Raw genomic sequence first — 17,921 nt, forward strand, 5'->3', positions numbered from 1 at the left:
TAAACACCACCATTGCATATATAAAAAAAGATAAAACGGTCGTAGAACATCTTTATACAGAAAGTGTAAATGACAAAAGTTCCATGGAAACAGAAAATTTTAAAAACCTTATGTTTGTTTGGAGAGAAAAGTTCGCCAACAACTCGCGAATTTGATAAACCTGCTTTATTAAAGCAAAGTAAAAAACCCTTGCTGCACAAGGGTTTAAGCTATAATTCCGACTGGGCTCGAACCAGCGATCGCTACCCTGTCAAGGACGAGACACGTATTCTGATTAATATTTATCAATCCTAAATAATTGCCTAAACCCTTGTCACATAAGGGTTCATAGTATTTAGTTTCCTGATTAATATTTGTTGTTACTAAGTGGTTTTTAAAGTTTTTGTGACTCCAATGTGACTCTAAGGTGTTCAAAATACACAGTGAGGCTATAGGTTGTAGATAGATTCACTGGATAATAACACCTTTTCTTTTTTTGTACGGTTTAATAATAAAAAGGGCACTTAAGCTAAATGCCAATCAGTTTTCGGTTCCATTTTTTGATAGATTTCGGTTTTTATTGAACCTTTTATTACAGACAAAACACTTATCCCAGAAATACAAGAGGTAAAAGAGGCCTGAAATGCTGTATATGCTTTTGCTACTACTGCTGCAACAGCTGCTCCTCCAGTTGAAATTGCTCCTGGCATCTCCGTTGCTAGTACTTTAAGAGCAACACCTGTAGCGATGTTCACACAATTTTGCAGTAATTTTCTTGCTTCTTGATCAATTGTGTCTGGATAGCGAACTCGTAAATACACTTTATAAGTACTTGTTCTTTTATAGATACATGGATAGCTAACATTTTTATTGCACATTCTAAATGGATTTGTTGTAGTTGGGCAAGGTACTCTCACACTTTTTGTGCATGTGCTCGCCTTTAACTCAGGAATATTCCCAGCGGAGAAAATTTCCTTTAAAATTTCTCCCCTATAGTCCCTATCATCTAGAAGCAAAAAATTTGTAAAAATAAAACCGTCTTCTTGTGGAGCTAAAATTAAGCTTTGATCACTATTGTAATAAACTGCATCTTGATAATGAATTCCTTGGAATGGCATAATAATTTTTACCCCCCTTGTTTAAGTAGAACATTCCTAAAAAGATTATTCAATTATTTTTCCAATAATTACCTAAAAACTCAAGAAAGAATCTTTAGTAATGCTTTCATTGGTTAATTTGACCTAGATACTGTTATACTTTTATTATTTGTCTTGACTTTTCTTTTGATTTTTTGCTTGATTGGTTGAGACTGTGGACAACGGCTGGGCAAGTTGTCTGCCTGAATTTGCTTGTAAAAAAATAAACAAACTCAGGCAGGCGACTGAAACTTGATTGTATATCCACTTGTGGTATCCGTGTGTTCACCCTATTTGCCGTTGGTTATTCCCCAAACAAGCCTACTGTGTCAAGTGTCCCTAACAGGTTCAACCAACCCAAAATTGGGTTCGTATACTTATGGCTTGTCCTGCATCGTCAGAAACGATACACCCATCCTTCGTCAGCACTTAATGGCAGCTTTCGCCTTTCAGATGCATGTGTAAATAGGGAAACACAGAAGGCATCCTATCCTCATTTATTGCGTCGGCTGAGTCACTACCCTGTCAAGTTTTACGTGTGTTAGCGCATTCCACGGCAGTCTGATCCTTAAAAAAGGCATCACTAAAGACAACACCTTAATTCAGGAGCATAGACTGACTTTATTTAATTGTAAGGAGTCGCATTGCACGCCCCCCTTGATTAAATTGTTGAGTTTAAATACAATGGAAAGGTATCAACCCTTTTACGATTAGGAGAGTGTGCCCGCACTCCCTAATCACCCAAACCAAGCTACAAACTGGATACATATAGCCGGTACAGCTACAAATAATACTCCAAAAGCCACTTTACAGAACCAATCGTTATGTATCTCAGTTTTATTCATCAGCGTCAGCTTCCTCTACGTCATACTCACCAATCCTACATAAATTATCGCTAACTCTAGGGATAACTATTTGTCCTCCGCCCATTTCAAACAACACATGTATATGATTAATTGCCATTTGCAACATTGACTCTAAATTGTCTCTTGCATCCTCTTTACTTTCACCATCTATATTGAAGGAAACAGGAATAGTGATTTCAGTATGTATGTTGAAGCGCTTTGTAGGCGCTCCATTATTACTTGTTTCAATGAAATTAACTTCTTCTGATTTGTTATTCAGGATGAAATGGTGAAAGTGATTAGCTATATCCTCAAAGCGTTCCTCGTTAGTGATTGTCCCTAAGCTCGTTACGTTAGTTCCTACAGTGTGTCGGTTAATTTGCATTGTCAGTATCCCCTTTAGTATGTTTTGTTTTTGTCTAACAACTGAAAGCCTTCTAATGTAATTAGCTCTCGATTATCAATAAGTGCATCCCATAAGGTTGTGTGAAGCAGTTTATCAACTACTGCATTAGTCAGAGTGACAAGACTTTTGTATTGAATATCTTCGGCCAAGAAATCTGAATGAAGCCTATCGTACAGCCCATCCCCTCTTTTTAAGACTTGATATAGATGAACTTGACCATCTTCACCAGCTATTGCGAACTGCTTATAAAAGAGTATTGCGGGTAAATTACCTAAGTCTTTTCTGTGGATGATTATGTGTTTCAATATTATCACCTCTTGTTAATCTCTATTTGTTTAACTCCTTGTGTTGATAATATATCATCATTTGTTTAACGACAAGCGTTAAATCGTCATTATTTTTTGCGTTGGTTTGTGGTATTATTATTTGGAGGTGAATACTTTTGATCAAATTTAAATTAGATAAACTATTAGAAAAACACGATAAATCAATGTATTGGCTTTCTAGAAAAACAGAAATAAGACCAAATACTATTAGTAAATGGGTTAATAATGAGCAACTGAGCGAAGAAGAAAAAGTAAAATCTATAAATGTTGAAGCGTTAGACAGAATTTGCAAAGTGTTAAATTGCAAACTGGAAGATGTTATTGAATTTGTCGAGGATGATCCTAAAGACTCTTAAGCAAAAGTATTGCTTTTATTTTTTAATTCGTTAAACAAAACCATTGAAATATTCGATTGTCGGAATTTCCGACAATCAAAAGTATTGCAATAGCTTTACACTGTACGGAGAGGTGAACGGGATGGAGAACAATATGCTTCAAGCAATATTGGATGAAATAAAGAAAATTGATAACAAAATTGATGGTGTGTCATCTGAATTAAAGTCATTTAAAAAAGAGATGAATTGAATTTAGAGAAGAAACAAAGAAGGAATTCAATCAGATTAACGTTAAATTAGACAGACTTGAGGAAAACCAACCTCAAGATATTACAGCTCATCTTAAACAGCTGTAGAATGTAGATAAGAAGACTGGTGTGAAAAGGACGATTACAATGAAATTTCTAGGTTTAGGACTAATTCTAGCAATAATTGAAGGAGTTATTGGATACTTTTTCAGAGGAAGTGTATCTTATGAAACAGTATTTGGTACAGTATCAATCATTTTAATAGGTATATCCGTTCTAATTTCAGGTTTAGCAGTAAGTGGAGACCGTCAGCGAGCAAATCATCATTCTGAAACAAAAGAACACAGACAGTTTAGAATCAAAAATACTTTAAACCTCATGATCACAGCAATACCCTCTATTGTTGTTCTTATTTTCTTACTCAGCACAAAATAAAAAATCTTAATAAACGAGTGTTTGAACTTGATGAAAGATTGAACAACTGAGTAAAATTGTGAGAAGTATGTTCGAATAATCTACTCTGACCGAGCTCCCACATTTTTCATTTGGTATGTGCTATGCTTTTTACATACCAAATAAAGGGGGCTTTCAATTGACAACTTCTCATGAAATTTCTGTTTCTGTAGGGAATGAATTTAGGCGTTCCAAACACTTTAAATCACGTAGGGAAGCGTGTAAATTCCTTGAAAGTATTAGATTAAAGTTTGAAGATAAAGAGGTATTTCCATGGGATGAGGAATTCCCACGATTCAATGTGTATCTAAAGTATTGTCATAGTCACCTGGGGAAAGTAAGAAAAGGGATAATGGCACCACTTGGTACGCCTCATAGCCATTTCCCTGCAGAATTAGAAAGTGAAATATTGACGTTTATGGAAGAAGAATACCTAAAACGATAAATGAAAAACCCCTTCACAGGGCTTGTCAAGAAAAGTGTGTAAGTTATTCTAGATATTTCTTCACACGTTCCTTTAGGTGGTCATGAACTAATAGTTGATTCATGACCATAGCCCATTGCTGGATGCGTCCACCATCCCATTTCTTTTCTAATTCTTTTGTTCGTAAAAACAATATTTTTAATAGGGCATTCTCATGGGGGAATGCTCCTTTTTTCGTGACTTTTCGAAAGCTAGAGTGGATACTTTCAACGGCATTTGTAGTGTACATGATTTTACGAATATTACCACCATAATCGAAAAGTTGTTCCACATGAGAAAAGTTTCGTTTCCATACGTCTACAGCTCCAGGGTACGTAGACCACTGCTTTTCAAAAGATTCAAATGCACTGTGACAAGCCTTAAGGCTTGGAGCTCCATACACTTTCTTTAAGGCAGCAGTAAAAGGCTTGTAGTCTTTACTTGGTATATACTTAATCGAATTTCGAATTAAATGAACAATACATCTCTGTACGGTCACATCAGGAAAAATCGCACGTGCTCCTTCTTCCAGACCACTAACGCCATCCATTGAGAGAAAGAAGATATCTTCTACACCACGAGATTTGATTTCATCAAAAATTTGCATCCATTTATGTTTACTTTCCGTTTCATTCAACCACAAACCTAGAATGTCCTTTTTACCTTCTATGGTATATCCTAGTATTGTGTAAACGGCATACTTCTTCGTTTCATAGTCATTACGAATGGTTGTGTAAAGACAATCGACAAACACAAAAGGGTAACAGTTACTTAAGGGACGATTTTGCCACTCTTCTAAATTAGGAAGTACAGTATCCGTAATGTCGGATACCATTTCATGAGATACAGAAAAGCCATAGATGTCTTCTATCGTGGAAGAAATGTCTCGTTGTGACATTCCTCTGGCATACATCGAAATGACCTTATCCTCTATAGAGGATACATCTCTTTTACGCTTTGGAATCAACTGCGGTTCAAATGAACCATCACGATCACGGGGGACTGCAATTTCAACTTCTCCTGCCGTTGTTTTCACGATCTTTTTGCCATATCCATTTCTTCTATTTCTTGTTTCTTTTTCTCCCTTGTCATTGGATTCATAGCCCAAATGGTGATTCATTTCACCTTTTAGCATTGACTCAAACATGGGACCAAATATGTCTTTTAATGCTTCTTGCATATCTTCTACTGATTTAGGCTGATACTGTTCGATAATCTTGTTAGCTAATTCTACGGAGTTCGGATCTCTTTTCAATTTCCCCACTGAAACCACTCCTTTAGCTTTATACTTATTATTCTATCAAATAAAAAACTGTGTGAGTAAGGAACCGTACGCATTCCTTACTTACACAGTTAATATTACACTCCCCCTTCACATTTTTGTGAGGGGGTTATTTCGTTCTTATTAATCTTCCCAGTCTTCATCTTCTTCCCAGTTCTCTTTTGCTTCTTCAAGCTCTTCCATAAAAAACTGCAAAAAATTATCTGCAACTGTGTCTCCATAACCAGCTTCGTTTGCCCAAACAATTACTGGACATTCGCCGTTTTCCATCTTATTTGTATCAAGACAATAAGAAAATTCATCTACATACTCTATTACGATAATACCGTCACTTAAATCATAATGAGTTCTATATTCCTCAGTAACTGTAACAACTCTTGCAGAAACTTTGCCATGACCAAGTATATTTACCCCGTAAATTCCACCTGAACCATACTTATTTAAAAACCACTTATAACTCTCGGGAAGTTTTACATTTAAACTGTTTTGTATCTCTTTTATTTTATCTTCACTTATTCCGCCTGTGAAATCATCATCTTCAGCGTTTTCTTTAATAAATTCTTCAATTTCATGATAAGTCATTGTTACATCTCTCCTTTCTCAAATTGGCTCGCTCTCCATTTCCAATATCTTCGTTGGAAGCTTTTATACTGATTTCGCAGCTCTTTGTCATTTCTAAAACTCTCTCCACCTTTTTTCAATCCATGAAGAACTTTTTTATTATTTTGATGCACTGAAGCCGGAATTTCCACCATCGTTCCTGGCTCTTCTTGAATTAAGTGATGCAAGTTGATCTTTGTGCCGTCATTAGCAAAAGGAGCGTCACCTTTTTTCATGAGTTGTAAATTTGTTTTTCCACTTTCAGTATCAACTTTGTTTATATCAATATCTTTCAATGTGTATACTCTACGACTCACATCTTTGGTTTTACCTGAAGCTTTTACCTTCCCTTTAACCTCAAAGGCACCATACTTTTCTTTATTTAACCAAGGGAGATTTATTTCCTTACCTGTAAATGGCTTTCTTGTTTCATCTAATTTCTTAGCAAGCTGAAGCAACCTGTCTTTTGCGCTCACATCATTGATGACATTATAAGGCATGCCGCCTGCTACAACAACATCATCTCGCATGACAAACGGTTTAATTGCTGTTAGTGGATCAGGAGTTTCATCCAGTTTTTTTGACACTTTTTTGACTGTCGCTTTTCCGGCAGTTTTTACTCCTATTTTAGCAACTGAACCAGCACCTTTTAAAGCAAAGATGTTTACTGCTGCACATGTAATCCAATGAGCTGTTGATTCTGCGTCCCCGTTCTTTACGTCTCTAATATAGGAGGTTATTATTGCATCTTTAATTGAATTAAATGTGGAATCATAGTGATAAACTGCGACTGCAGAATTAATAAGCATGTCGACAGGATGATTGTGTGCCATATAGTCTAATGTTTCAGCTGTCATATCATAAAGAGCTGTAACAGTACCTTTGGCTCCAGCCATTAGCTCACGTGTGTTTTCAATCTGTGTGAAATATCTTTGTTGATCTGCTGTTAGATTGTCATAACCAATGGTTTTGGCCATTGAATAGAATTCATCTGCATCAGCAAAGTCGTAATTTTTCAGTCTTTCCTTCAGCTTCTCGATTTCCCGTTCTTTTTCTTCCTTCTTCTTAATCGTCAAATAAGCTTCAGTACGTTTTTCAATATCGTCTTTTTTCTTATGTATGTCACTTTCTCTATACGCTTTGGCATTGTAGTGAATTGGTGTAGCGTTCTTTCCTTTGCCTGTTGACTCCTGCAGCTTTTTAAAATCTTGCTGAATGAATTGTTCGTTAGGCTCTGTTAGTGCATATTCAGTTGTTAAATCATCATCGACTTCTCCAATTTTATTAATTGTTTTTTCGCGTTTCTTATCTGCACTTGCAAGTTCATCTTTAAAGTTTTCTGTTGAAAACAAATCAAGTGGTAGGATATCGTCAATATCGTTCAGAATGTCCTTCATTGCCTTCTTCTGTTCGGACATAATAGCCTTTGATTTTTTATAAGCATTAGCTAGTTCATGCTCTAAGAAAGACTCCTCGACGTATGCATCTGACAAGCTGGCTTCCTCTATAACTCCAGAGATACTTGTAAGGAAAGCAATTTTCATGTCAATCAGATCGATCCATTGGTCTGTAACGCCGACATGATCATGATAAAATGCTTTAATGTTGTCTGCGCCCTTACCTGAAAACTCGCTGTCCTCCAGGTTTGCTACGTCTTTAAATGCTTTTCTGAGCCTAACCATTTGTGATCTGAATTCCTTGTACTCTTTTGCACGTTTATCCGCTTCAGAAAGTAATGACTTTGCTTCAAATACCTTCATACCATTCTCCTTTTTCTGACACTCAATACTCAAAATTTTACCATAGTTTAGGAGAGTTAACGGGTTTAAGATCGGACAAATACCAGAAATCCTCCAATCGAAATAGTTATTTATACTCAATACATTGTTTAGAAAAGGACATTTCCTTATAATCGATATACAAGACCTAGGCAATCTGTTCTTTCGTATCTTGAAAATTAGGCATATTATCCCTTGAGTTTAATTGCGTCATCACGAAAGCAGAATTGCGCTATGTCGAAAATTTTTTCTATATATTACATTTAATGTTAAAGTTGTGTTAACATTTGTTTGATAATTTAGAATTTTGACAGAAAGAGGGGTTTATTATGAGTAAACTTGCTTCTGAATATGTTGCTAATTTCTTAAATGAATGGTATATGGCCATAAAACAGCAGAATGTTGAGGCTGCTGAAAAATATTTTAAAGAAGTCAAATCTTTATTTGATGACATGGAAGAAGACCAGGAAGTATTGATGTATTACTCTCTACTTGAAGAGAGGCATAAAATGATGATGTATCAAGTAAAAGGGACAGACTTTCCAAAGCATTCATACTTCAACAAAAGACATGCAAGAGAAATTCAAAAAACAGATAACATGATTGAGTACTACTTCTTTTTGTTTGAAGCGTTATACGAATCCTACAATCGAAATTTTGAGAATGCCATAAGCTTATTTAAAATCGCAGAGAAAAAGCTATCGATCATTCCCGATGAAATTGAAGCTGCTGAATTTTATTCTAAAGTTGCGTCAATGTACATGATGCTCCGGCAAAGTATTGTTTCATTAAATTATATAAACAACGCACTCAACATTTATAAAGGGAATGAAAATTATAAAAGGAAGTATGCAACTGCCCTTATGGTTGTCGGAACTAACTATACAGATCTAGGCCAATTTGATAAAGCTGAAGAAGCTTATTTCCAAGCCATTAGAATTTCAAAAGAGCTTGATGATAAATTTTTCGAAGCGCAAATTCACCACAATTTAAGTATTACATACTCAGCAGCAAACAGATCCCAAGACTGTCTCAACGCACTGAGAAAAGCCATAAGAAATAAAGAGTGGCGACAATCAGTTTATTACATTAACTCTCTTTACATGGCTACCAAAGAGTTATTCCTCATGGATCAAAAAGATAAAGCTGTATATTATTACAAAAAAGGACAGGAAAATTTAACCCAGAAAGAGAATAAAGTGTATGAGGCTAAAATAAACATCATTTATGCACTTCTTCAAGATAATCAAAACGAAACCATTGAGCAATGTTGGAGTTACATTCATTTCCTTCAAGAAAAGAATGACTTAGACAGTGTTCTTGATCTTTCCTTGATTATCTCTCAGTACTGCGAGGAGAAAGAATGTTATAAGGATGCTCTTGAATTTTCTAAGCGAGCTATTTTAGCCGAAAAGAAAATGAGGCAGTTGGAGGGAATAGGATGAAAAGATTAATACTTCGTGTGTCTGTTACAGCTATTATCTTAAGTGGGTTAGCTGCTGGTGCTAGTTTGTTTACTCAGTCAGACATTCAATTTAGTGAAAAACCAGTCGGAACTGATATCCAGATTGCAGAAAGACCAGTTGGAACTTAATAAAAAGTGAGGGGCATAAGATGACAAAAGGCGTTAAAATAACCTTGTGGAGCATCCTAGCCGTATTTATCGTGTTAGCAATAATAGGAGTTGTAGCTTATTATCAGACCCCATCAGCGTAAAAAAGCAGACCTCTAAAGAACAGCCCTATAATGGGCTTTTTTGTATTAGATAAGAACTTAGACTACTAAGTGGGGAGGTGAAAAAGATGAGCAAAGAAATAAATACAAAAGAGCTTGATGAGGAACTAAAAAGAGTTCTTAAAATGTTTGATGATGTATTAGAGATTTATGAACAGTATGAAGGCGAACCTAATATTAAACCTGGCGTACCTTGCCCTTCATGTCAAAGAAAATCGACTAATTATGTCTGTAATTGGCTTGGCAATAAACATGTACATTTTATTTGCGAGTGTGGCTATCGAATTCATCAATAAAAGCTCTTAATCCAAAAAAATGCTACTCCTTCATAGGGAGTAGCAATTATATATAATCCATAGTTAGATAACTTTTATGTAGGAAAACTTATTCAAATTCAATCTCGGTTAAACCTTTTTTTACGGCTTCTTTAGTTTTTTCAAAAAATTTTAATGAATCTGCGCCTCTAACGATTTCTTCATCGCATTCTGAGCACTTGTAGACCGGCACATTCTTCACCGTCACAAAAGAATTACCAAAACGGCCAATTTTGTTAAAGTAGCTAAGAGATGCTTTTTCACCACATTCACATAACATTTTAGCAGGTCTAATACTACCACCAACTTTACTTGCAGATACAGTTAGTGTCGCCATATTTTCCCCTCCCTAATCGGGTCTTTACATAATAGTACCATCATAAAATGGTTACTACAAGAACAGAGTCCTCTGAATCCTTTATAACCACAACAGATAATTTACCTTTATCCTTATTTCGTTTATACCCTAGAATTGTAAAAGTAAACGTTGGCTTGGTTTTCTTAGTTTTGGGATTAAATTTTAATTTAGCTTTCTCTACATCAAATGCTTCTTTAACAGCACTTACTATTTCTTTCCTAATTTCATCATTGTCCTCATGATACCAACCTCTATCTTTTAATAAACTTGGGTTGTTCATGTGATCAAATTGTACATGACCAGAAAGATTTATTAATCCGTCAGCAAAAGGGTTTTCAGAATTTCCTACTATATTCAAAATCTCGTCTAAAATAGCCTCTACCTGTTCATGAGTTAATGTTTTAATATCTACACCATTTTTTTCAACAGAGGAAGATGTTCTTTTTAACACTTCACTCTTCACTTGGTTGAATTGTTCTTCGGTAAGACTAATTATGTCTTCTGTTTCAATAACATAGCTAACCCCATCTTTAGTTTGAACAATTTGGGGTACAAAGACTTCATCAATCGTTACAAAATCAAACTCATCAGTTCTTTCAGTTGGCAAGTAACTCCCCCCCAGAGGACATTAATTGCCTATAATTCTACATTATTCCTTATTAATTTACAATAAAAACAAGTTTTGTAGTCAAATTGAATTTGCATCATTAGGTGGCAAACGTATTACATGTACAGATTTTGAACAAAAAATGATCGGAGAAAACGATTCGCAACGTTCTCTCCAAAATGTATTAATTCATATTAAAATTAAGTCCAGAATTTCTAAGCCCATTTGCTAATTGTTTATAAACTAAGCTTGCTGTTTCTTTTGCATTGTTGGCTTCAGTGATTGTAAATTGGAGTTTTACATCATTATTAACCGTTGAGTTTTCAGTGTTATTGTTCACTATGGAATTTGGAACATTCGTCTTTACATTTGCATTTAGGTTTGGCAATCCAAGTTTCCCAGCTGCAAACGATACAGAACTTAGAATATCTTTGTACTTGCTTAGGTCAGGTTTAACTTGCTTTTCAGCGTCTAAATCAATTTTAGACAACTTACGTACTTCTTTTACAGCTTGAAGCATGTTCTCAGTATCTGTCTTATTTAAGATCAGTTCTTTGTCATGCAGGAATGCAAGCTTGCCAGCACCTAAGCCTGTTCCTGTGTATCCGCCTGTATCAAATGACGATACTTTTTTAACGGTTGTGTTCCCTTACTACTGCGGAGAGTGCATTTGAAGCCTCTTTTAGCTTATCAACAAGGTTGTTTGAAATACTCTTACCGATAGACTCCATATTACTGTTAATAAACTTTGAAAACTCGTTCAAATTGCTTGGTGATATCAGTTATCTTTCCATTCATAAGTTTGTCTTCAATCTTCTTAAATGCTCTTTCGTCATTTCGTTAAAATGTCGTACTTATCATTTATGGCGTCCTGATCTTTTTCAAGCTGATCTTGTAGAGCTTCTTTCCATTTTGTATTGCTGCGGTCTTTAATGAATTCATCTAATGCTTCCTGCTGTTCTTGAAGCTGTTTCTCCAGGTCTTTGACTTGAGCTTTCGCTTCATCAGAATCATCCATTGAAAGCTTATTAATTTTATCTTTGGTTTCCTGGATGGCTTGATTCTTCTCTTTTAATTCCTTCTGATACTTAGCTTCGGCATCTTCTTTGTCGATTTCATCAATCTTATCTTGTGTCGCTTTCCAGTAATCAAACTACATTCGATAGATATGGCCATGCAACAATAAAATTAGCTGATAAGACAGCTGAATTTCCCAACAATTTTGATGCTATACAGGTTAATGAATTCGAAGCCAAAAATCAAGTTTGCCAACAACTCCGAATTTGATAAACCGCCTTTATTAAAGCAAAGTAAAAAACCCTTGCTACGCAAGGGTTTAAGCTATGATTCCGACTGGGCTCGAACCAGCGACCTCTACCCTGTCAAGGTAGCCGCAAGTGATCCGATAAGTCAATCGGTAAGTCAAACGTTGGTATATCAGCGTTAAGTCATCGTTAAGTCAAACAGTTTTTATTTCGATATTACGAACTATAGCGTATAGCACCGCCACCGCGCAAGTCCACGTACCGTAACCCGCAATATTATTCAAACGCCTTTCTGAAACGTTCCATAAGCGATCCGCCACGGTTTAAGCGCACCTTAACTGTCCAAGCCGCCTTCCTAAACCCAGCGTATAGGTAGTCGTCGAAACGTCTAATTTCGTGCGATTTCGCTTTCATAATCGTTGCGTGCCACGCTTCTACGAATGGCGCCGCATGATCTTCGAGTCTGATCGTTCTGTCTACACTTGCTTTAGCGCGCAAAAGAATTCCGTAATATTTATAAATTTTATCTGCGTCAAAGTAGCGAGCCATTGCGTTATAGATTTCGTTAGGCAGCGCGCCTTTTAACGCTTCAGCCAGTACAGTCGCCGTATCTAATACGTTATTTTTGTTTTTAGAACGCTTAATTAAATCCGATGGTTCGTTTTCGGCGCTTCAACTGTTGGCTCCGTAGGCTTCTCGGCTTGTCAGCGATTGGACATTGTCGATTGGTCATCCTCGGCTTCACTAGCGTTATTAACCGGCAGGATCACGATGATGTTCGCGCCTTTTCCTCCGTTAATCTTCCGCGTAGTAGCAACCTTCTTTACGATGCCGAGCCCCGCTAATTTATTCAGCGCCCGGCGATCCGTATCGTTAAGCTCGTATGTATTGCGTTTGATATGTTCGTAAACAGATTCGTTAAGTTGATCCGTCGAGTCGAACGTTTGGTGTTCCGCTAAGTAATGCATAACAATTCCGCCTTTACGTATATTTGTTAATACGTCTTTTACTCATACGCGAATTAATCGTCAATAACAAATTACGCTTTTGCGAAAATGAAGTTTTGTACTATAATTAAATAAAACGAATGGAGGCGTAGTAGTGAGACGAGTAGTTCTTCGAATTGACATGCTAATGGATCGATATGGACTAAACCAAGGGGAATTCGCCGAAAAAGTCGGTATCAGACCTGCAGCGATTTCACAACTTTCTCGAAATCACGTGGTCCGTATTTCAATCGATCATTTAGAGCGAATTGTAAATACATTTGAGATCGATGATATTCGGGAAATTATCGAAATAGAGAATATTAGGTAATGCGACTAACACCTACCTATGAATTTAATATATAATGGAATTAATAAATTATTAAGGAGAGTTTTATGAACCACAATTTTATACTTATTGATTTCTTAGACGAAGTTAGATCCGGAATGGCTCTTGCAACTGAAAGACGCGCCAATATGGTCGCTACTGAAAGAGGGGCTGTATCATTTCTTACTCTTAATTTTCAAAATAATCATGCGCATATAATCTCGAAGATGAAAAAAAGACAGAGGCTTGCGGAGAATATTGAGGTATACAATTTTCACGAGCACTTCTACAACCTCCCTGGGCACCTTTCCGATAACGTTAGTTCTCCAGAGGTTGAGTTGTTCGAGGATGGCTTCTCCCACTATATAGACGACGATCGTCCTAATACAAACGGCTACAGATACTATGATAAAGAAGGCAACTACGTAAAGTACAAGCTGTTCGACGAAAAAATGAGACTTAAGTTCATTGATTACCGTGACCTTAATCTTCAACGTACTCATAGAGTTGAATATGATCTTAATGGCAGAAAAAGACGTGAGATTATATATAATCTTCAGAACAACAAGCCCGCGTTTGAAAAATACTATGACATTAATGGAAATTGTTATTTATCTGTTTGGGTAAACTCTTCAGGGAAACGAACAAAGTGTGTTCTTCATGCTGGAATTAACAAGGCATTCAATCATATAACTGATGCACACGTCTATTGGGTTGAGTCTATCCTAAAGGATTACACGAATCCGTTTTTAATGCTGGATGAATTAGGTTTATTAGATGTTTTCCGCAAGGTAGGAAACGATTGTCACAAAATTGTAACACTACATAATACACATCTTGATAAACCGCACGTTAAAGGGTCTCCATACAGACGCGTGTACAAAGAGATATTTGACCACAAAGACGAATTCGATGCGATTGTTTTCTTAACTGAAGAGCAAAAAAGAGATGTTGAGGAAGATTACGGAACGGATGAGCGATTTGTTGTAATTCCTCATGCTGTTACTCTAGATAAAGGCGCGATATTAGATAAGTCTATTGAACGAAACCCTAAATCGGCCATAACACTAGCTCGCTTGGAGGACAGTAAAAATATTGCGGACGGAATTCGTGCTTTCCGTATTGTGGTCGACGAAATTAAAGACGCCGAGTATCATATCTTTGGTTATGGAAAAGAGAAGGAAAATTTACAAGCGTTGATAAAGGATCTGCATTTAGAAAATAACGTTCATATACATGGGTTTACTCATAACGTTAATAGAGAAATTCAAAAACACGGGCTGTCTATTATGACATCTCGATTCGAAGGATTCTGCTTAGTAATTATGGAAAGTCTAGCCAATCAAACGCCCGTAGTGAGTTACAGAACGAAGTACGGTCCGGAAACACTCATTAGAGATGGGAAAGATGGGTACTTAGTAGAATATAATAACTATGAAGAAGCTGCAGAAAAAGTGATCGAATTAATGAAAGACAGTAAGCTGCAGAAAAAGTTTGCCAAAAATTCGTTAGATGTATACAAACGATTTAGTTATGCTCGCTATAAGAAGAACTGGCTCGACTTATTTAAACAGCTTTCGAAATAAGAACGCATAAGGGAGTTTTCATCATAAAGATGAAATGGTGTATGTAGCCGCTGAGAAGATCGGCGAGAATGAAGTATATTAAAAGAAAAAAGCTCTACCCAATAGGGACTGACCCCCGTTTTTGAGACAGGGATCAAAACACCTTTTAAAGCCAATTGCCGATAGCTTATCGGTGATTGGTTGTTTAGTTTGGTTTGAATACGAATATTGTTATAATAATGAATGTACTCTATGACAGTGCGTTCTACGATGGCGGTCGTAGTTCGATCAATGCTGTTAAGATAGAACGTTTCAGACTTTACTGAGGAATGAAACGATTCGATGGAGGCATTATCAGCGAGCTTCTCTTTGCGGGACATGCTTATGGTAATGCCTTTTGTTTTAACAGCTTTTTGATACTCGTAAGATGTATACACAGAACCTTGGTCACTATGTAACACGCAGTTCTCAGGCAGTGTTGGCAGTTGATCAAGTGTGTGTAAGACAAAGTCTGTGTCCTGCTTATCTCCAATCGTAAAAGCAATCACTTCTCCATTATATACATCCAATATACTGGAAAGGTACAATTGTTTCTGTCCATAAGGCAAATACGTGATGTCTGTTACTAGTTTTTCAAGAGGATGATCAGATTGAAAGTTCCTATCTAATATATTGTCGACCACGGCATATGGCTGCCCATTCTTCTTGCGCTTTTTCACCTTAACCCGGCACTGCCACTGATTTTTCTGCATAATACGCTGAACCGTTTTATGGTTAATACACATTCTCTTTTTTAATATAGCTGTGATTTTTCGATATCCATATCGATACTGGTGCTCTCGGCACAACGTGCCGATTTGTTTTTCTAAATGGCGCTTGGGATGATCTTTCTTCAGATTCTTCTTCCAACGATAATAAGACGAGCGAGAGATACCTAAATGAATACAGATATCCTGCACGGTCATTGTGCTGTGCAATTCTTCTACAAGTTCGACTGACGTTTGGCTATCAACTTCCTTTCCAATTCGTTGTACTTTTTTAACACTTCATTCTGTTGTCTCAGATATCGATTCTCTGCCTGCAGTTTCTCTAATTCGGAAGAATACTCCGGACCTTTTCCATAAGTGTATTGCTTACCAACAGGCTGTTCAAATCGATGTGTATCACCAGCCTTATACCATCTGACCCATGTCTTAATCTGCGTATTATTTTTGATATTCAACTCCTGCATGATCTCTTTCATAGGTACGCCTGCCAATCTCATTTCTACAGCCTTCTGTTTCACTTCAACCGGATAACTCACTCTTGTCCCCATAGAAAAAACACCTCCAAGTCTAATTTCGGATAACAATCATCCGTATTCAATTCTTGAAGGTGTTTTTATTTGTCTCATCTTATGGGGTCAGTCCCAATAAGGCTAGGGCTTTTATTTTTTCCGCATCCAATCTATCGCTATATTCTGCTTACACTTACGGCAAGTTACGTTATGTTCTCCATACATGACAAAGTTGTTCTTAAATTCACATTGCGGACATTCTAAGCGCTTACCACCAACGAAGTCTCCTAAAAGAAGAAATACGCTAATGGCGCCGAGGCCAGGCAAGATGCCGATAATTGTGACGATCAAAATAACACTCAACAATAAAAGTGCAACCGAGCATCCCCATAATTGAACGTGGAACCCACCGTCCCGAACCACTTAATAAAATGCTATATTTTATATGGACCAATGGAACATGAATGGGTACCATGTACCTGACCCTGTATTAGGATTCCTGGTATTAATAATTTTGACTCTGCCATTTGGCTGAACTTGCCAGTTACACTGGTATCCTGAACTGGTAACCTGCACCATCTGTATGTTACGATCAGGAGCTAATTCCTTAGGAAACTCAAGGTATTCTGTATTAAGGTTGGATACATTTTTTAGTGCTCCATTTAGCTCTACCAGATTGCCGATTCTTCTTATTCTTGGCACAGTGTCAGCGCCATATGTCTTACACCCGTTTAACAGAGTTACGTTTAAGTAGCCAGTATCTACTTTATAGATTGGGATTTCTGTTTCTAACGCAACGCCTCTAGGGGAATTATGAACAAAAATAAAGCATTCTCCGTCAATGATCTGAGCTAAGGATAGTCTCCCTTTGTACTTGCATCCGCCCTCGTTTTCGTAGTCATAGTTAACTGCATCTGGTAGCCGTCCGGGGAATTTACTATTGACAGCTTTTGCAAGACTACTTTTAGTATAGATGAAGGAATTTACTAATTGTCCTGCTGTGTTGTATACAGTGATGGCAGGTTTTCCTTTTTGAGCACCTTGCGTTATGAAGATATAACCATTGTTCACAACAATACCCTGAGATTTTTCAGTTAATCTGCCATAGTTCTCTGTCCTAATACTATTAACCAGTACAGGGTTTCCTGCTTTTACACTCTCCCAAGTGTAAATGTATATATTTTTAATAGTGTCAGTCCATACATCAGATGTGACAAAGTAATCCCCATCAACGTCAGATTTTGCTTTTCCTTTAATAGGAAAGGTGCTCCCTAAGACACCAGTTTCATAGTTGAATATAGCCGCAGATTCTTCATTTTTGGGTCGTACGATAAAACTTAGTTGATCGTTCTTATTATAGAAGTAAGGTAGAGATTCTGTAAAAGACCCACTATCAATCGGGATATTTTTACTACTCTTAAGTTTACCATTAAGGTCCCGTACATCAATACGAAGTACTGTTCCTGTGTTTTCTTGATTGGCTACATAAATCTCTTGTCTTTCTTCATTAATTGAAACACCTTGAATCCACGTCTTCATGTCTTTCTTATATCTGACTGGGAAAGAGCAAAGGATTTTTGCACTGTTTATATAAGCTAAGGGGTCCCTCATTATTTCCCTCCTTTTGTTTGTGTCTA

20 protein-coding genes and 3 pseudogenes are annotated in these 17,921 nt (G+C 36.7%); 10 read left to right on the plus strand and 13 right to left on the minus strand.

Annotated elements, in window-relative coordinates:
- The first annotated feature begins 69 nt into the window (after positions 1-69).
- Complete coding sequence (locus PUN35_RS08165) at positions 70-294, plus strand: hypothetical protein (protein ID WP_131121726.1); 225 nt, start codon at positions 70-72, stop codon at positions 292-294.
- Between the two features lie 209 nt (positions 295-503).
- On the opposite strand, the gene PUN35_RS08170 is transcribed toward PUN35_RS08165, so the two are convergent.
- From PUN35_RS08170 to PUN35_RS08180, 3 genes are all read right to left on the minus strand, one after another.
- A complete protein-coding gene (locus PUN35_RS08170) occupies positions 504-1,097 on the minus strand; it encodes a hypothetical protein (protein WP_014479501.1) in 594 nt (197 codons plus the stop codon).
- Between the two features lie 855 nt (positions 1,098-1,952).
- Entirely contained in the window at positions 1,953-2,345 is a 393-nt protein-coding gene (locus PUN35_RS08175) for a hypothetical protein (protein WP_041516382.1), read from the minus strand.
- A 14-nt stretch (positions 2,346-2,359) separates the two neighbouring features.
- Positions 2,360-2,671 carry a hypothetical protein gene (locus PUN35_RS08180; protein ID WP_041516380.1) on the minus strand — a complete coding sequence of 104 codons (312 nt, stop codon included), beginning with the start codon at positions 2,669-2,671 and terminating at the stop codon, positions 2,360-2,362.
- Between the two features lie 137 nt (positions 2,672-2,808).
- On the opposite strand from PUN35_RS08180, the gene PUN35_RS08185 reads away from it, so the two are divergent.
- From PUN35_RS08185 to PUN35_RS08200, 4 genes and pseudogenes are all read left to right on the plus strand, one after another.
- Positions 2,809-3,048, plus strand: a complete 240-nt coding sequence (locus PUN35_RS08185) for a helix-turn-helix domain-containing protein (RefSeq protein ID WP_033881587.1) — start codon at positions 2,809-2,811, stop codon at positions 3,046-3,048.
- Positions 3,049-3,169: 121 nt separating this feature from the next.
- Positions 3,170-3,380, plus strand: a pseudogene (locus PUN35_RS08190) (hypothetical protein); the annotation flags it as partial.
- Positions 3,381-3,422: 42 nt separating this feature from the next.
- A complete protein-coding gene (locus tag PUN35_RS08195) occupies positions 3,423-3,710 on the plus strand; it encodes a DUF5316 family protein (protein WP_033881589.1) in 288 nt (95 codons plus the stop codon).
- A gap of 157 nt (positions 3,711-3,867) precedes the next feature.
- Entirely contained in the window at positions 3,868-4,173 is a 306-nt protein-coding gene (locus PUN35_RS08200; protein ID WP_033881586.1) for a hypothetical protein, read from the plus strand.
- Between the two features lie 43 nt (positions 4,174-4,216).
- Here PUN35_RS08200 and PUN35_RS08205 read toward each other — a convergent pair whose 3' ends face one another.
- The 3 genes from PUN35_RS08205 to PUN35_RS08215 form a co-directional block, all read right to left on the minus strand.
- On the minus strand, positions 4,217-5,464 hold the full coding sequence (locus tag PUN35_RS08205; RefSeq protein ID WP_031600262.1) for an IS256-like element ISBsu2 family transposase: 1,248 nt from the start codon (positions 5,462-5,464) through the stop codon (positions 4,217-4,219).
- Between the two features lie 132 nt (positions 5,465-5,596).
- Complete coding sequence (locus PUN35_RS08210) at positions 5,597-6,055, minus strand: SMI1/KNR4 family protein (RefSeq protein WP_014479498.1); 459 nt, start codon at positions 6,053-6,055, stop codon at positions 5,597-5,599.
- Between the two features lie 2 nt (positions 6,056-6,057).
- On the minus strand, positions 6,058-7,833 hold the full coding sequence (locus tag PUN35_RS08215) for a T7SS effector LXG polymorphic toxin (protein ID WP_031600385.1): 1,776 nt from the start codon (positions 7,831-7,833) through the stop codon (positions 6,058-6,060).
- A gap of 347 nt (positions 7,834-8,180) precedes the next feature.
- Between PUN35_RS08215 and PUN35_RS08220 the strand changes: the two genes are divergently transcribed.
- The 3 genes from PUN35_RS08220 to PUN35_RS08230 all read left to right on the plus strand — a co-directional run bounded on the left by PUN35_RS08220 (position 8,181) and on the right by PUN35_RS08230 (position 9,881).
- A complete protein-coding gene (locus PUN35_RS08220) occupies positions 8,181-9,296 on the plus strand; it encodes a Rap family tetratricopeptide repeat protein (RefSeq protein WP_014479496.1) in 1,116 nt (371 codons plus the stop codon).
- The gene (locus PUN35_RS08225) at positions 9,293-9,445 is read left to right on the plus strand and encodes a PhrK family phosphatase-inhibitory pheromone (RefSeq protein ID WP_014479495.1); all 153 of its coding nucleotides are present in this window, start codon (positions 9,293-9,295) and stop codon (positions 9,443-9,445) included. Before PUN35_RS08220 ends, PUN35_RS08225 begins: the two co-directional genes overlap by 4 nt.
- 208 nt (positions 9,446-9,653) lie before the next feature.
- Positions 9,654-9,881, plus strand: coding sequence for a hypothetical protein (locus tag PUN35_RS08230; protein ID WP_014479494.1), 228 nt, complete (start codon positions 9,654-9,656; stop codon positions 9,879-9,881).
- Between the two features lie 88 nt (positions 9,882-9,969).
- On the opposite strand, the gene PUN35_RS08235 is transcribed toward PUN35_RS08230, so the two are convergent.
- From PUN35_RS08235 to PUN35_RS08255, 5 genes and pseudogenes are all read right to left on the minus strand, one after another.
- The gene (locus PUN35_RS08235; protein WP_049832638.1) at positions 9,970-10,236 is read right to left on the minus strand and encodes a YgiT-type zinc finger protein; all 267 of its coding nucleotides are present in this window, start codon (positions 10,234-10,236) and stop codon (positions 9,970-9,972) included.
- Between the two features lie 40 nt (positions 10,237-10,276).
- Positions 10,277-10,864, minus strand: coding sequence for a hypothetical protein (locus tag PUN35_RS08240; RefSeq protein ID WP_014479492.1), 588 nt, complete (start codon positions 10,862-10,864; stop codon positions 10,277-10,279).
- Positions 10,865-11,048: 184 nt separating this feature from the next.
- Positions 11,049-12,005: pseudogene (locus PUN35_RS08245) on the minus strand (phage tail tape measure protein); the annotation flags it as partial.
- A 400-nt stretch (positions 12,006-12,405) separates the two neighbouring features.
- Positions 12,406-12,678, minus strand: a complete 273-nt coding sequence (locus tag PUN35_RS08250) for a hypothetical protein (RefSeq protein ID WP_014479489.1) — start codon at positions 12,676-12,678, stop codon at positions 12,406-12,408.
- Between the two features lie 155 nt (positions 12,679-12,833).
- Complete coding sequence (locus PUN35_RS08255; RefSeq protein ID WP_014479488.1) at positions 12,834-13,097, minus strand: hypothetical protein; 264 nt, start codon at positions 13,095-13,097, stop codon at positions 12,834-12,836.
- 133 nt (positions 13,098-13,230) lie between these two features.
- Between PUN35_RS08255 and PUN35_RS08260 the strand changes: the two genes are divergently transcribed.
- Entirely contained in the window at positions 13,231-13,446 is a 216-nt protein-coding gene (locus tag PUN35_RS08260) for a helix-turn-helix domain-containing protein (protein ID WP_014479487.1), read from the plus strand.
- A 65-nt stretch (positions 13,447-13,511) separates the two neighbouring features.
- A complete protein-coding gene (locus PUN35_RS08265) occupies positions 13,512-15,029 on the plus strand; it encodes a glycosyltransferase (RefSeq protein ID WP_031600382.1) in 1,518 nt (505 codons plus the stop codon).
- A 146-nt stretch (positions 15,030-15,175) separates the two neighbouring features.
- Here PUN35_RS08265 and PUN35_RS08270 read toward each other — a convergent pair.
- Together PUN35_RS08270 and PUN35_RS08275 are read right to left on the minus strand one after the other, a co-directional pair.
- Positions 15,176-16,323, minus strand: a pseudogene (locus tag PUN35_RS08270) (IS3 family transposase); the annotation flags it as partial.
- A gap of 402 nt (positions 16,324-16,725) precedes the next feature.
- Positions 16,726-17,895, minus strand: coding sequence for a hypothetical protein (locus tag PUN35_RS08275; protein ID WP_014479483.1), 1,170 nt, complete (start codon positions 17,893-17,895; stop codon positions 16,726-16,728).
- Positions 17,896-17,921 lie beyond the last annotated feature (26 nt).

The sequence above is a fragment of the Bacillus sp. N3378-2at genome (assembly GCF_033412715.1).
In the GTDB taxonomy this organism is placed as follows: domain Bacteria; phylum Bacillota; class Bacilli; order Bacillales; family Bacillaceae; genus Bacillus; species Bacillus subtilis.

Bases quoted from the DNA above. Each gene is read 5' to 3' on its own strand.
- PUN35_RS08165 (WP_131121726.1), top strand. From the start codon at position 70: ATGACAAAAGTTCCATGGAAACAGAAAATTTTAAAAACCTTATGTTTG.
- PUN35_RS08170 (WP_014479501.1), bottom strand. From the start codon at position 1,097: ATGCCATTCCAAGGAATTCATTATCAAGATGCAGTTTATTACAATAGT.
- PUN35_RS08175 (WP_041516382.1), bottom strand. From the start codon at position 2,345: ATGCAAATTAACCGACACACTGTAGGAACTAACGTAACGAGCTTAGGG.
- PUN35_RS08195 (WP_033881589.1), top strand. From the start codon at position 3,423: ATGAAATTTCTAGGTTTAGGACTAATTCTAGCAATAATTGAAGGAGTT.
- PUN35_RS08210 (WP_014479498.1), bottom strand. From the start codon at position 6,055: ATGACTTATCATGAAATTGAAGAATTTATTAAAGAAAACGCTGAAGAT.
- PUN35_RS08215 (WP_031600385.1), bottom strand. From the start codon at position 7,833: ATGAAGGTATTTGAAGCAAAGTCATTACTTTCTGAAGCGGATAAACGT.
- PUN35_RS08220 (WP_014479496.1), top strand. From the start codon at position 8,181: ATGAGTAAACTTGCTTCTGAATATGTTGCTAATTTCTTAAATGAATGG.
- PUN35_RS08225 (WP_014479495.1), top strand. From the start codon at position 9,293: ATGAAAAGATTAATACTTCGTGTGTCTGTTACAGCTATTATCTTAAGT.
- PUN35_RS08230 (WP_014479494.1), top strand. From the start codon at position 9,654: ATGAGCAAAGAAATAAATACAAAAGAGCTTGATGAGGAACTAAAAAGA.
- PUN35_RS08235 (WP_049832638.1), bottom strand. From the start codon at position 10,236: ATGGCGACACTAACTGTATCTGCAAGTAAAGTTGGTGGTAGTATTAGA.
- PUN35_RS08250 (WP_014479489.1), bottom strand. From the start codon at position 12,678: ATGGCTCGCTACTTTGACGCAGATAAAATTTATAAATATTACGGAATT.
- PUN35_RS08255 (WP_014479488.1), bottom strand. From the start codon at position 13,097: ATGCATTACTTAGCGGAACACCAAACGTTCGACTCGACGGATCAACTT.
- PUN35_RS08265 (WP_031600382.1), top strand. From the start codon at position 13,512: ATGAACCACAATTTTATACTTATTGATTTCTTAGACGAAGTTAGATCC.
- PUN35_RS08275 (WP_014479483.1), bottom strand. From the start codon at position 17,895: ATGAGGGACCCCTTAGCTTATATAAACAGTGCAAAAATCCTTTGCTCT.